Origin of the sequence: Rhizobium leguminosarum (assembly GCF_010668065.1) — a bacterium.
GTDB lineage: Bacteria > Pseudomonadota > Alphaproteobacteria > Rhizobiales > Rhizobiaceae > Rhizobium > Rhizobium leguminosarum_S.
Genome location: NZ_WUEN01000004.1, coordinates 390,626 through 403,870, shown reverse-complemented (window position 1 = coordinate 403,870; position 13,245 = coordinate 390,626). Strand labels below are relative to the sequence as shown.

The window sequence follows — 13,245 nt, the reverse complement described above, 5'->3', positions numbered from 1 at the left end:
CCACCACCACACGTCTCATTGGAGCGGCTCTTGGACTTGGGCGTCGGCCCTCTTGGGTCTCAGCCGACAGTTTCGATGACAGCTGCAAGATCTGCAGTTGTGAACGGCTTGGTCAGCACCGGTCGGCCGGCAAAGGCGGGATCGATACCCGCTGGCCCATATCCGGTTGCGAAGGCAAACGGGATACCGCGCTGCTGAAGGATTGCGGCCACCGGGAATGACTGATGTCCGGCCAAGTTCACATCGAGAACGACGAAATCAAGATTGCCATCGGCGGCAACCTCCAGCGCCGAAGGCAAACGCGCGGCTGTCGCGACGACCTCGTGACCGAGGTCGACGAGCATATCCTCGATCATCATGGCGATGGTCATTTCATCTTCGACGACAAGAACACGCTTGGCCATGTCATTCGTTCCGAAGACGGTCTGCCGGAGCGTCGAGGCTGAAGGAAAAACCCGTTTCGGCAAACGAAATCTCCACATTGCCTCCCGTCTCCGCGGCAAGGCCGCGCTGGATGAGGACCGTGCCGAAGCCCTTCCGCTTCGGCTGTTCGACAGGCGGTCCGCCATGTTCGTTCCAGTCTATGCGGTAGCGTTGCGTTCCGTCGATGCTTTGGAGGGAACATTTGACGCTGACGGCGCCGCCATCATTCGACCATGCGCCATGGCGGACCGCATTCGTGCCGAGTTCGTGAAAGGCCATGGTCAGCGCCAGCGCCGTCTTTGCGGAAACCCGGATTTCGTCTCCGGTCAACTCCCACCGCCCGCCGTCCGGCCGATGCGGGACGGTCGCCTGGTCGAGCGTCTGTTTCAAGGAGGCGCTGCTCCACAATTCGCCTGTCAACAGATCATTGGCACGGCCGAGCGACACCAGCCGCGCCGTGAAACTGTCCAGGGCACGCGGGATGTCTTCGGCATCCCGGAAGGTGCGGAATGCAAAAGCCTGCACCATCGCCAGATTGTTCTTAACGCGATGGTTGAGTTCATGAACGACAAGTTCCAGCTGTTGCTGCTTGCGTCGCCGCTCGGTGATATCGGTCGCGGCCCCAAACCATTCGACGATGGCGCCTGCGTCATTCAAGAGTGGAACAGCCCGTGACAGCACCCACCCGGTGCTGCCGTCGGCCCGCCGGACGCGATGCTCGCATTCGAAAACACCCTTGCTTGTGATGGCCTCGTCGATCACCGCCTGGATGGCGGGAATGTCCTCAGGAAACAGATAGGCCTCCTGCCACGCGACAGTTGGATTGGCGGTGTCGGCGAGAACGTTGCGACCGTCGAGCTGCTGCATCTCCTTCCAGTCGGCGCTCATACGATAGACGATATCGGTCGTCGCGGTCGTGAACGCCCTGAACCTCTCTTCGCTCTCGCGCAGTCGGCGCTGTGCAAGGACGCTTTTCGTCGTTTCGACGACGATCGCGATGACGCCGGCGGGTTTGCCGCTTTCGTCGAGGACGGGCGAATAGTCGAGGTTCATCCAGACGGGAGCCGGGCTGCCGTGGCGCAACAGCGTCAGCTCCTGGTTCTCGTAGGCGAGCGTTTTCCCCGACAGTCCGACTTTCATCACATTGTCATTGAAATCGGCAATTTCGCTCCAGCCCTCACGGACCTTGGAACCGAGAAGATCCGGATGGCGGCTGCCTGCGAAGACGGAATAGGCGTCGTTGTAGATCATCACGCCATCTTCGCCCCAGAGAAGAACGATCGGCACGGGTGAAAGCAGGAGCATGTTGGTGGCCGTCTTCAGGCTTTGCGGCCAGAGGTCGAGAGGACCGAGCGGCGTCTTGCTCCAGTCGCGGGTCTGGATCAGTCGGCCAGTTTCCCCGCCACCGACAGGAAAGCGAGCTGTGAGTGGCTGAGGGGATTCGGAATCCAAGGCGCGCTCCAGATTTTGATGGTGGATCTAATTAGCGCATCCTTTGATTCTTTCCACCCATGGGTGTCACGGCTTCTTTCTGCCAACCTCTCTTGAGCATTGGCGCTTGTTGAGCCGATAACCCTCTACGCCCGCGCCGTCGCGCGCCAGGCCGCTGGTGGGCTGGCGAAGGCGCGGGAGAAGGCGCGGTTGAAGGCGGCTTCTGTGGCATAGCCGGCCTCGTAAGCTATCGCCGCGATCGGTTGGCCTGATGTGGCGAGTGCGACGCTTGCGAGGTAGAGCCGCCAGTCCCTGATATAGCGGATCGGTGATGTCGTGAGCATCGCCTGGAAGCGTTCGGCGAGGGCGCTGCGCGACAGTCCCGAGGCCGCCGCCAGTTGCTCCAGCGACCAATCACGCCGGGGATCGTCGTGAATGAGGGAAAGGCAGCGCGAGAGCGAGGGATCGGCGAGCGCTGCGAGCCAGCCGATCGCATGCGGCTCGGCCATCATGATCTGGTGGCGCAGGATCTCGATGAAGATGATTTCGGTCAGTCGCGGCAGCATCGAGACGCCGCCGGCGCGGGGCCTGTCGACCTCCTCGACCATCTGGCGGATGGTGGCGCGCAGCCAGTCGCCGTCATTGGCGGCCCGCGTCCTGACATGGATAAGGCTCGGCAGGGACTGCCGAAGCGGCGCGAAGCTCAGCCCGTCCCACTGCAGATAGCCGCAGAGCAGACGCACGCCCTGTGTCTGATCGCCGTAACGCAGCACGGGAATCTCACGCCATGGCTTCCGCGGCAGGTCGCGGGTCGGCAGCACCAGCCTGCCGTCTCTTCCCGCGCCGAGCTGATGGCCGGTGCCGAAGGGGAAGACCAGCACGTCGCCGGCCTCCAGTTCGCTCTCTTCGCCTTCCGTCTTCAGCCAGCAGCGGCCTTCCACAACGATGTGAAACGGCATCGTGCCCGAGGCCTTGGCCGAAAGGCCTGCTAAGGCCGGCGTGGCATCGGTCTGCCAGTCGCCCGTCGGCATGAAGCAGAACTGCAGCGATCCCGAAAGGCGGATCGTCGACAGTAGCGCCGACAGCACGTCGTCGCGCGCAACACCCGCAGCGTCTGGATTTTCGGACAAGGCTTCACGCATTCCGGCCAAATACGCGCGCCGCGCGCCCTCCTATCATCAGTGCGTTCAAACCCACTGAAGGAGAATACTATGCAAACTCAAAGCGACAAACTGGTCGTGCTCGTCACCAAGGGCATCGAATCCGAACTGTCCTCCGTCGCCTTCACCATTGCCAATGGCGGCATCACCGCCGGGCTGAAGGTCTCGGTATTCCTCACCAGCACCGGGATCGACCTGGTGCGCAAGGGCGGCCAGCGGATGACGCATGTGCCGCCGCTCGATCCGCTCGCGAGCCTGATCGAGAGTTTCCAACAGCGCGGCGGCACGATCTGGGCCTGCCCACCCTGCGTGACTTCCCGCGGTTACACGCAGGAAGACATGCTCGACGGCGTCGTCATCGTTGGTGCCAGCGCCATGCATGCCGAGATCAAGGAGGGTGCTGCGACGCTGTCGTTTTGACGATGCACGGCTGGGCCGAGTGGGAGTTTGGGCGGCGTCTCCCGCCGGCGTCGTCAGGCTTTTCAGGCCGGCGACAGGCGCGGAGGGATACCAAGCGCCTATTCTTGCGTTCGGCAATATACTTGTGAGATTGTATCGATATACGTGCGATAATGCCTGGTGCGGGCAGCGCGGGGGCTTCGATGACATCCGTGAAGGTCAATGAACTGCTATCGGTGGCGGGGCAGCCCGACGCCGCAGCCTTCGCCGCTTTCGCCGCAGACGGCTTTGCTGCCGTCATCAACGCCCGGCCTGATGGCGAGGAGCCGGGCCAGCCGGGTAATACGGCGGAAAAAGCTTCCGCCGCCGCCGCCGGGCTCGCCTACAGCTTCGTGCCGGTGAAGGGGACCGAGATCACCGAAGCCGATATCCGTGCCTTCCAGGCGGCGATGGCCGAGGCCAAGGGGCCGGTCGTCGCCCATTGCAAGAGCGGCACGCGGGCGCTGACGCTCCATGTGCTGGGCGAGGTGCTCGACGGGCGAATGAAGCCCGGGGATGTCGAGGCCTTCGGTCAAAACCTCGGCTTCGATCTTGCCGGCGCGAGGCGCTTTCTGGAGAAGCGGGCAGGGCAGGCGCCTCATGTGAAGGCCTTCTTCGAGCCCCGTACCTGCAGTGTGCAATATGTGGTTTCCGACCCGGCGACCAAACGCTGTGCCATCATCGACCCGGTGCTCGATTTCGACGAGATGTCGGGGGCGACGGCAACGGCCAATGCCGATGCCATCCTCGCTCACATCGAAAGCGAAGGGCTGACGGTCGAATGGATCCTCGACACCCATCCGCATGCCGATCATTTCTCCGCAGCGCATTATCTGCATGAGAAGACCGGCGCGCCGACGGCGATCGGCATCCATGTCACCGATGTGCAGAAGCTCTGGAAGGAGATCTATAACTGGCCGGCGCTTAAAACCGACGGCTCGCAATGGGACCGGCTGTTTGCCGATGGCGACACGTTCGAGATCGGTGCGCTTAAAGCCCGCGTGATGTTTTCGCCCGGGCACACGCTCGCCTCGATCACTTATGTGATCGGTGATGCCGCCTTCGTGCACGATACGGTGTTCACGCCGGATTCCGGCACGGCGCGCACGGATTTCCCGGGCGGCAGTGCTGCCGCCCTCTGGCAGTCGATCCAGGCCATCCTGTCGCTGCCCGAGGAGACCCGGCTCTTTTCCGGCCACGATTATCAGCCGGGCGGCCGGCATCCGCGCTGGGAAAGCACGGTGGCGGCGCAGAAGCGCGCCAATCCGCATATTGCAGGCATCGACGAGGCCGCTTTCGTGGCGCTGCGCCAGGCGCGCGACCGCACGCTGCCGAAGCCGAAGCTGATGCTGCACGCGCTACAAGTGAATATCCGCGGCGGGCGGCTGCCCGATCCGGAGGAGAACGGCCGGCGGTATCTGAAGATACCGCTGGATGCGTTGTAGGGGGATGGCTGGACGCTCACGCCTGGAAAAAGAGCTGGGTATCAGGAGCGACCTTTGCCATCGAGCAATTCTGACACCGGGAGCGGCAGGTCTGGATGTGCACGGCATAATCCGAGTAGATCTTCCCTTGCATCCGGGTAATCCTGAAGTGCAGCACGACGGTACCATTTGAATGCTTCTGTCAGATCGATCCCGCAGCCCACGCCGTGTTCCTTCAATTGAGCCAGCCTGTATTGTGCACCGGCATGATCCTGATCTGCAGCTTGGCTGTACCATCTGACGGCATCTGCTGGATCGATATCGCAACCATCCCCGTCTTCTCTCATCAAGCCCAATAAATACTGTGCGTCGGCATTGCGTTGACTGGCGGCTTTCTCAAGCCACTCGACACCTTCGGGTGCGCTCTGTGCAACGCCGTCCCCCATGAGATACAGGCCAGCCAGGAGGAATTGCGCATCGACATGACCCTGTTCGGCGGCTTTCCGAATCCAGCTTGCGCCTTCTGCTTTATCGCGGGTCACACCTTCTCCGCGCGCGGTCATGTGACCCAATTCAAATTGTGCATGCGCATCGCCTTGTTCGGCTGCGGGGCGAATTGCGCCTATCCTGGCGGTGGCGAGATCGGCGCTATCCGAATTGCTCATTGCTAAATCAAACCTCGTTGAAATCGGTGGCGCCAAAGTTATGTCGGGGGGCTGCCTTCCGCAATCCGTCGTGACGCACGCCGACGGATGCCCTGGCACTTGCGTCAGCACCGCAGGCGATAGCTTTTGCGCGAGGGCGCTGGCGAGTTTTGTTTCGGGCTCTCGCAATTTGCCGTGGTGGGCCAGCACGATCCTCCGCAATAATCATTGACGCCGGGCGGGCGGGCGACGTAACTGGGCGCGACGGTTCCCTGAAGATGACTCCAAGGGGATTAATAGGGAACACGGTGAGGACGACCCAGTAGGGACCGAGACCGTGGCTGCCCCCGCAACTGTAAGCGGATTGTCGATCATCTCAGAAGTGGCCAGCGATTGGCCATCTCTGAAGGGCTCATAGCCCTGCCACTGCGAGATATCGCGGGAAGGAGGATGAAACGACGGATATCCGCAAGCCAGGAGACCTGCCGTCAATCACGATCCAATCAACCGGGCGGGGATGCCCGGACAAGGAACAGATATGATTGACCTGCTGAACCTTCGCCGAATCCCGGCATGCATCCGTCTCGATTGGGCCTCCTGCGGCTAGTGCGCTCCTAAGCGTGCTTTCGGTCCGCGCATATGCGCGGAACGGCCGTGATTTTTCCCTTCATCGAGGTTTTCCATGCGCCAGATTCTCGCCACCGTGACATTTGCCTTCGGGCTCGCCGGCCTTGCGGCACCAAGCCTTGCCGCGACCCGATATCCCTTGACCATCACCAATTGCGGCCAGCAGGTGACCTTCGAAAAGGCGCCATACAAAATCGTTTCGATCGGTCAGGGCATGACCGAAGTGCTCTTCTCGCTCGGCCTTGCCGACAAGATCGCCGGAACGGCCGTCTGGGTCGGTCCAGTCCTGCCGCAATATGCCGAGGCCAACAGCAAGATAAAACGGCTCGCCGACAATGATCCGAGCTTCGAATCTGTCGTCGGGCAGGAGCCCGACCTGGTGACGGCTGAGTTCGAATGGCATGTCGGCGCTCAGGGTTCGGTCGGCAAGCGGGAGCAGTTCAAGGATCTCGGGATCAATACCTATCTCGCGCCGGCCGATTGCGTCGCCAAGGTCAACACCGATGGCGGCGACGGCGTGCGCAAGGAGCTGTTTACGATGGACCTGATCTACGGGGAAATTACCGAGCTCTCGGAGATTTTCGACGTTAAGGAGCGCGGCGATGCGCTGATTTCGGAGCTGAAGAAGCGCGAGGCGGATGCTGTCGCCTCGATATCAGGCGCCTCGGGCAAGAACCTGCCCGTCGTCTTCTGGTTCTCCAGCAAGGAGGTCAATGGCGACGCCTTCATCGCCGGTAAAAACAGCGCGCCGGCCTATATTCTGAAGACGATCGGCGCGAAGAACGTCGTCACGACGGAAGAGGAATGGCCGCTGGTCGGTTGGGAAACCATCGCCCAGGCGAACCCTGCCGTGATCGTGCTGGCGACCATGGACCGTCGCCGTTACGCCGCTGACGATCCCAAGGTCAAGGTCGATTTCCTCGAGAACGATCCTGTGACCAAGGAACTGGACGCGGTCAAAAACAAGCACTTCGTGATGATGGACGCGCAGTCGATGAACCCGACGATCCGCACGATCGACGGTATCGAGACATTGGCGAACGGCATCAAGTCCTTCGGCCTGGCGCAGTGAAGGCAGTGTCGGTCCGGCAACAGGGATGGTGGGCGCTTGTCGCGCTCACCTTGGCGGCACTTCTCCTGCTCGGGCTGATGATCAGTCTTGCCGTTTCGATCGGCGAGATCGCCATCCCGCTTGCGACGACGGCGGAGGCGGTTTCGAACCGCCTGTTCGGAACGGATTTCGAGCTCAGCCGCATCCACCAGGGCATCGTCTGGGATTATCGTCTGAGCCGCGCGCTCGTCGCTGCCAGCGCCGGGGCGTCGCTCTCGCTCTCAGGCGCGATCCTCCAGGCGCTGCTGCGCAATCCGCTGGCCGAACCCTACGTGCTCGGCATCTCCGCCGGCGCCTCGACGGGTGCCGTCTGCGTGATGATCCTCGGTTTCGGCTACGGTGTTCTCGGCCTGTCGAGCGGCGCCTTCATCGGTGCGGTCATTGCCTTTCTGCTGGTCGGCATCCTGGCGACGGGTGCGGGGGGAACCGGCGAGCGCATCATCTTGTGCGGCGTCGCCGGTTCGCAGCTCTTCAATGCGCTCACCTCCTACATCGTGACGACGTCGGCCAATGCCGAGCAGGCGCGCGGCATCCTGTTCTGGCTGCTGGGTTCGCTCAGCGGAGTGCGCTGGCCCGATGTCTATCTGTCGGTGCCGATCGCGCTTGCCGGCTTCGTCATCTGCATGGCCCATGTGCGGGCGCTCGACGCCTTCGCCTTCGGTACGGATGCCGCCGCCTCGCTCGGCATTGCCGTACGCCGCGTCCAGATCGTGCTGTTCGCCATGACGGCGGCGATGACGGCAAGCGTCGTCAGCATGGTGGGTTCGATCGGATTCGTCGGCCTCGTCATCCCCCATGCCGCCCGCTTCCTCGTGGGGCCGGCGCATAGGCGGCTGCTGCCGGCAACGGCGCTCGGCGGTGCGATCTACATGGTCGGCGCCGATATCATTTCGCGCATCATCATACCGCAGCAGATCCTGCCGATCGGGGTCGTCACCGCGCTCTTCGGCGCACCGGCCTTCGCCGTCATCCTTTATCGCGTGCGGGGGAGGGCATGAGCATCAGCATCGACGAGGTGAGCTTTGCCGCCGGTAATATCGTCATCGTCAACGGCGTCAGCCTGACGGTGGAAAAGGGCAAGGTGCTCGGCCTGCTCGGGCCGAACGGTTCCGGCAAATCGAGCCTTCTCAGATTGATCTGCCGGCTGCGCAGGGTTCGCAGCGGCATCATCCGGCTGGGTGAGGACGACATTTCCTCGCTGCCGCGCGCAGCCCTTGCGCGTCGCGTCGCCTTTGTCGAGCAGCAGTCGACGACCGATACGCAATTGACCGTGCGCGACGTGGTGCGGCTCGGCCGCACGCCGCATCGCGGGCTGTTGTCGTCCTGGGGCGCCGGAGACGACGCCGCCGTCGACGAGGCCCTGTCGCGGGTGGGCATGCAGGAGAGGGCGGGCCAGCTCTGGCAGACGCTGTCGGGCGGCGAGCGCCAGCGCGTCCATATTGCCAGATCGCTGGCGCAGGCGCCAAGCGAACTGCTGCTCGACGAGCCGACCAACCATCTCGATATCCAGCATCAGCTCGACATTCTCTCGCTGATCTCGAAGCTCGGCATCACCTGCATCGTCGCGCTGCACGATCTTAATCTGGCGGCGATGTTCTGCGACAGGCTGGCGGTACTTCAGAAAGGCGAGGTCGTTGCCGTCGGCGCGCCGGAGGATGTGCTGACCGAGGATATGATCGGCCGGGTCTTCGGCGTTCGCGCTCATGTCCAGAAATCGGCCGTGCACGGCCGGCATCATATCCAGTACGTCATGGATTGACGGATGGTCGGGAATTTCGATCTCAAGGAGGAGATCCGCGATTATTGGTCGAGACGGCCGAGACCTTCGACCTCGCTTTCGGCCATAGGATCGCCAGCGGTCACAAGGCCGGCGCTGTCTCTTCATGCATGCCGTCCTGCCAAAACCGCTTTTTCGGCGACATGCATGAGTACACAGATCTAAAGCGGCGGAAACCGCATCGCCTCCCGCAGCAACTTAATAGCCTCTGAGACCGAAGGCCCTCTGACTGGCGGCGGCTCCGCGCGTTCACAGAACTCTCGCCAGACAAACAGCGTCAGTTCTGCGCCATCCGTTGCAGTTTCCCCCGGTCCCTCTACAAAATTCTTGAGCAGGCGATATCGAGCGTCCTTCCAGAACAACTCCTCCACCCAGTCATATATCGGGATCACATGGAAATGGATCGGATAACCGGGCGTGTGTCCATACCGGCCGATATAGACGCGTTGAGCATTCAATTGCCGTTTCAGCGTACTCTGAGCCCTTGCGAGCAATGGGCCGAATTCGGCCAAAGCGTCTTCGGGCAGATCCGACAGATCGTTGGTGTCGGTCTTGGAACTGATCATGAGGTAACCGGGAAGGGCGGAGTTCATGCGGTGGTTCACAAGCCATCCGGCCGTCTCGACAACGTGAAAGTGCTGAGGGATCTCCACGGACTGCCTCTTACTCCCGATGCACCCTTCAGGGGCTTCGATGAAACCAGCTAGAGACCGGTATTTTGGCGACGTGCGAAATGACGCTGTAACACATTGGATTGCTGCATAATTTTATCCTTAAATCGACTCCGATCTAAGGTATGGGTTGAGATAGCAGCTGGCAACGGCTATCTCCAGCCGACCTGCAAGCGGTTCGTCCGCGAACGACAAGGCGCATAGCTCCGATGATCCCCGATTTCCTCGTCACCCATTCCGGTGGCTTTCATGCCGATGAATTGCTGTCGAGCGTCATCCTGACCCGGCTTTTCCCGCAGGCGCGTATCGTTCGCAGCCGGGCGCCGGAGTGGATCACGCCGGGCGAAGACCGGATCATCTACGATGTCGGCGGAGCCTATGACCCAGCTGCCGGGATATTCGATCACCACCAGCGCGGCGCGCCGCTGCGCGACGATGGCCAGCCCTACAGCTCGTTCGGGCTGATCTGGAAGCATTACGGCCGTGATTATCTCGCAGCCTCCGAGGTTCCCGAAGCACATGTCGAGGCGATGCATGGCTCTTTCGACGCCGGCTTCGTGCTGCCGATCGATCTGACTGATAATGGCGCGCTCAGCCCCTCGGGGCCGCTGACCGGGCTGACGCTGCCGGTGCTGCTGGAAACCCTGAAACCGGTTTTCGACGAAGCGGACCCCGAGGCCGACGATCGCGCCTTCCATGCGGCCCTCGCTATTGCCCGCAGTTTCATCGAGGCCAGGATCGCCCAGAGTGCCGCAAAATTGCGGGCCGAGGCGATCGTGCATCGGGCAATCGAAGCTGCGGGGCAGTGGCGCGTTCTGGAATTGCCGAGGGGCATGCCCTTCCGTCCCGCTATCGTCAAGGCGGGCGCCGATCACCTGCTGTTCGTCGTCCACCCGCGCGAAAAGGATTGGTGCGTGACCGGCATCCGCCGCGCCGAGGACGGGTTCGAGCTCCGGGCCGACTTGCCGGCGGCCTGGGCCGGGCTCACCAATGGTGCACTGGAGGCGGTTTGCGGCATTGAGGGCGCAAGCTTCTGCCACAACGGCCGCTTCATTGCCGCCGCCAGGACCCGCGACGCTGCGCTCGCCATGGCCGAACTGGCGGTAAAGGAGGCGCTTTCGATCGGGGCGCAGTCAAATGGCGGCAGCTGAGGTGGCGCGAGGCCAGCATCATATCCGGTCCTGGCGGCAGGTCGCTGATCCTGTTGCCGCCCTGCGGACGTTCGGCCTGCCTTCCCGTGACGAAGGCGGTTTGCCCGTCTTCGCTATCCGGCCTGCAATGTCGCCATCTTGGCGCCGAAGCCGATGAAGACCACGCCTGTCGCGGCTTTCAGCCAGCGCTGGAAGCGCTGGTTGCGCGCAGCTCTGGTGAGCCTCGCAAAGATCATGACCATCGAGCCGAACCAGATGACGTTGAGGCTGGCATGGACGGTGACCAGAAGGAAAGCCTCGCCGATCGCGGCCCGGCCATTGGCGTCGTGGTGGATGAACTGCGGGAAGACCGCGAGGTAGAACATTGACACCTTCGGATTAAGGGCGTTGGTGAGGAAACCCTCGAGGAAGGCGCGAGGGAGGTGCCTTACCTTACGGGAAGGGGTCGCTGACGTTACGGCAGCATAACCGCGCCAGGCGCCGACCAGCGCCTTTATACCGATCCAGCAGAGATAGGCGGCGCCAATCATCTTGACGACGAGGAAGGCCTGCGCCGACTGCGCCAGCAGCAGGGAGATGCCGCAGATCGACAGGGTGCCGTGCACATAGAAGGCGGCGACGAAGCCGGCAATATTGGCGAAACCGGCGCCACGCCCCGAGGTCGGCACCGTCTTGGCGATAAGGACGCCGTTGGGGCCGGGGGAAATGATGAGCAACGCGGTGACGAAAGCAAAAGATAGAATTTCAGCAATCGACATTGCGCGCCTTTCCTGGGCCTGGTTTCGACTGTGGGGCTTCGAGCAAGTATGTCGTCGCCGATAGCGGCGTCAATATCCAATCTTCGAGGGTGACGGACCCTCCTGGGAGGACTGGAACAGGCCCGGCCAGCGTCCAAATTGTGGAACCGATTGACTTGCACCCGCGAAAGACTAAGCTTTATGCCATAGCAACCACCACCCACACGCGAGAGATAGCGGAGGGTGCAAGTGGCTGGCGACCTTGAGGAGGATGAGGTTTGCCGTGGATTACCGTGTTGTTCTGCTGATCGCCACATCCGTCATTGCTCTTTGTCCTGGTAACGCCGGGGCGCAGGAGGGCGATGCGACGGCGGGTGCTGCCGTTTTCAAGAAATGCGCGACCTGTCATGTCGCCGATTCCGATACGAACAAGGTCGGCCCGTCTTTGAACGGGCTGTTCGGCCGGAAGGCCGGAACGCATCCCAATTACGCCTATTCGGCCGGGATGAAGGCGGCCGGCGAGGGCGGTCTCGTCTGGGACGAGACGGTGCTGCGCGACTATCTGCACAATCCGAAGGGGAAGGTGAAGGGTACGAAGATGGCCTTCGTCGGGGTGAAGGACGACCAGGAAATCACCAATCTCATCGCCTATCTCAAGCAATATTCTAAGTGATGGGCAATACGCCAAATGGCGGCTCGCGGCCGGGCGCATGCCTAAATTGCCGTAATTGCCGATATTTTCTATCTGTGCGATAATAAACACGGACTTTTTGCGGAATGCGGTTTCACGGGTCGACCTGCTCGAGGAGGAGCGGACATGGCTGTCGTGCTGATCCTCGTCCTGATTGTCGTCGGCTCCGTGCTGTTCCATGTGCTGAGCCCGTGGTGGTGGACGCCGATCGCGTCCAACTGGACCTATATCGACACCACCCTCGTCATCACCTTCTGGATCACCGGCATCGTCTTCGTGGCGGTGGTTTTGTTCATGGCCTATTGCGTCTTCCGCTTCCGGCACAAGCCGGGCAACCGTGCACATTACGAGCCCGAGAACCGCAGGCTGGAATTGCTGCTGGGAGGGGGAACGGCGCTCGGCGTTGCGGCGATGCTGGCGCCCGGCCTGATTGTGTGGAACCAGTTCATCACAGTGCCTGCCGATGCCGCATCGGTCGAGGTCGTCAGCCAGCAGTGGCTGTGGAGTTTCCGGCTGCCCGGAGCCGACGGAAAGCTCGGCCGCGCCGAAACCGGCGACGTGACCCCCGAAAACCCGCTCGGCCTTGATAAAAACGACGCAAGCGGCCTTGACGACGTGATCATCGAGGGCGGCGAATTGCATCTGCCGATCGGCAAGCCGGTGCACATATTGCTGCGCTCGGTCGACGTGCTCCATGATTTCTACGTGCCGGAATTCCGCGCCAAGATGGACATGATACCCGGCATGATCACCTATTTCTGGTTCACGCCGACGCGGACAGGGACCTTCGACATCCTCTGCGCCGAACTCTGTGGCGTCGGCCATGGGCAAATGCGCGGCACCGTCGTTGTCGAGGAGGATGCGGATTACCAGACCTGGCTCGGGCAGCAGCAGACATTCACCCAGCTTACGGCGTCATCGGGAGAGATGCCGCCGGCAAACTGACCCCCAGCGGTCGCA

General features: G+C 62.0%; 14 protein-coding genes and 1 riboswitch. Of the genes, 8 read left to right on the top strand and 6 right to left on the bottom strand.

What is annotated here, in order from left to right; all coding sequences use genetic code 11:
• Nucleotides 1-59: 59 nt before the first annotated feature.
• The 3 genes from GR198_RS14100 to GR198_RS14090 all read right to left on the bottom strand — a co-directional run bounded on the left by GR198_RS14100 (nucleotide 60) and on the right by GR198_RS14090 (nucleotide 2,996).
• Nucleotides 60-404, bottom strand: coding sequence for a response regulator (locus tag GR198_RS14100; RefSeq protein ID WP_029870493.1), 345 nt, complete (start codon nucleotides 402-404; stop codon nucleotides 60-62).
• A gap of 1 nt (nucleotide 405) precedes the next feature.
• Complete coding sequence (locus tag GR198_RS14095; protein ID WP_029870494.1) at nucleotides 406-1,875, bottom strand: sensor histidine kinase; 1,470 nt, start codon at nucleotides 1,873-1,875, stop codon at nucleotides 406-408.
• A gap of 125 nt (nucleotides 1,876-2,000) precedes the next feature.
• Nucleotides 2,001-2,996: an AraC family transcriptional regulator gene (locus tag GR198_RS14090; RefSeq protein WP_029870495.1), complete on the bottom strand. Its 996-nt coding sequence runs from the start codon at nucleotides 2,994-2,996 to the stop codon at nucleotides 2,001-2,003.
• A 69-nt stretch (nucleotides 2,997-3,065) separates the two neighbouring features.
• Between GR198_RS14090 and GR198_RS14085 the strand changes: the two genes are divergently transcribed.
• Together GR198_RS14085 and blh are read left to right on the top strand one after the other, a co-directional pair.
• Nucleotides 3,066-3,434, top strand: coding sequence for a DsrE family protein (locus GR198_RS14085; RefSeq protein ID WP_029870496.1), 369 nt, complete (start codon nucleotides 3,066-3,068; stop codon nucleotides 3,432-3,434).
• Between the two features lie 182 nt (nucleotides 3,435-3,616).
• On the top strand, nucleotides 3,617-4,897 hold the full coding sequence (gene blh, locus GR198_RS14080) for a bifunctional sulfur transferase/dioxygenase Blh (protein ID WP_029870497.1): 1,281 nt from the start codon (nucleotides 3,617-3,619) through the stop codon (nucleotides 4,895-4,897).
• A 41-nt stretch (nucleotides 4,898-4,938) separates the two neighbouring features.
• Here blh and GR198_RS14075 read toward each other — a convergent pair whose 3' ends face one another.
• On the bottom strand, nucleotides 4,939-5,541 hold the full coding sequence (locus tag GR198_RS14075; RefSeq protein ID WP_029870498.1) for a tetratricopeptide repeat protein: 603 nt from the start codon (nucleotides 5,539-5,541) through the stop codon (nucleotides 4,939-4,941).
• Between the two features lie 227 nt (nucleotides 5,542-5,768).
• A riboswitch (cobalamin riboswitch) is annotated at nucleotides 5,769-6,024 on the top strand.
• A 178-nt stretch (nucleotides 6,025-6,202) separates the two neighbouring features.
• Between GR198_RS14075 and GR198_RS14070 the strand changes: the two genes are divergently transcribed.
• The 3 genes from GR198_RS14070 to GR198_RS14060 are packed head-to-tail and all read left to right on the top strand — an operon-like array spanning nucleotide 6,203 to nucleotide 9,017.
• Nucleotides 6,203-7,219, top strand: coding sequence for an ABC transporter substrate-binding protein (locus GR198_RS14070; RefSeq protein WP_029870499.1), 1,017 nt, complete (start codon nucleotides 6,203-6,205; stop codon nucleotides 7,217-7,219).
• On the top strand, nucleotides 7,216-8,256 hold the full coding sequence (locus GR198_RS14065) for a FecCD family ABC transporter permease (RefSeq protein ID WP_029870500.1): 1,041 nt from the start codon (nucleotides 7,216-7,218) through the stop codon (nucleotides 8,254-8,256). The genes GR198_RS14070 and GR198_RS14065 overlap by 4 nt, the downstream gene beginning before the upstream one ends.
• Nucleotides 8,253-9,017, top strand: coding sequence for an ABC transporter ATP-binding protein (locus tag GR198_RS14060; protein ID WP_029870501.1), 765 nt, complete (start codon nucleotides 8,253-8,255; stop codon nucleotides 9,015-9,017). The genes GR198_RS14065 and GR198_RS14060 overlap by 4 nt, the downstream gene beginning before the upstream one ends.
• A gap of 179 nt (nucleotides 9,018-9,196) precedes the next feature.
• Here the strand turns inward: GR198_RS14060 and GR198_RS14055 are convergent, their stop codons facing one another.
• On the bottom strand, nucleotides 9,197-9,688 hold the full coding sequence (locus GR198_RS14055; protein ID WP_029870502.1) for an HIT family protein: 492 nt from the start codon (nucleotides 9,686-9,688) through the stop codon (nucleotides 9,197-9,199).
• 227 nt (nucleotides 9,689-9,915) lie between these two features.
• Here GR198_RS14055 and GR198_RS14050 point away from each other — a divergent pair, with 227 nt between their 5' ends.
• A complete protein-coding gene (locus tag GR198_RS14050; RefSeq protein ID WP_029870503.1) occupies nucleotides 9,916-10,857 on the top strand; it encodes an MYG1 family protein in 942 nt (313 codons plus the stop codon).
• Nucleotides 10,858-10,970: 113 nt separating this feature from the next.
• On the opposite strand, the gene GR198_RS14045 is transcribed toward GR198_RS14050, so the two are convergent.
• Nucleotides 10,971-11,615, bottom strand: a complete 645-nt coding sequence (locus tag GR198_RS14045; protein ID WP_029870505.1) for a LysE family translocator — start codon at nucleotides 11,613-11,615, stop codon at nucleotides 10,971-10,973.
• 262 nt (nucleotides 11,616-11,877) lie between these two features.
• Between GR198_RS14045 and GR198_RS14040 the strand changes: the two genes are divergently transcribed.
• Together GR198_RS14040 and GR198_RS14035 are read left to right on the top strand one after the other, a co-directional pair.
• Nucleotides 11,878-12,267 (top strand): c-type cytochrome, encoded by a 390-nt coding sequence (locus GR198_RS14040; protein WP_062944090.1) that lies wholly within the window; start codon nucleotides 11,878-11,880, stop codon nucleotides 12,265-12,267.
• Between the two features lie 144 nt (nucleotides 12,268-12,411).
• Complete coding sequence (locus tag GR198_RS14035) at nucleotides 12,412-13,230, top strand: cytochrome c oxidase subunit II (protein WP_029870507.1); 819 nt, start codon at nucleotides 12,412-12,414, stop codon at nucleotides 13,228-13,230.
• Nucleotides 13,231-13,245 lie beyond the last annotated feature (15 nt).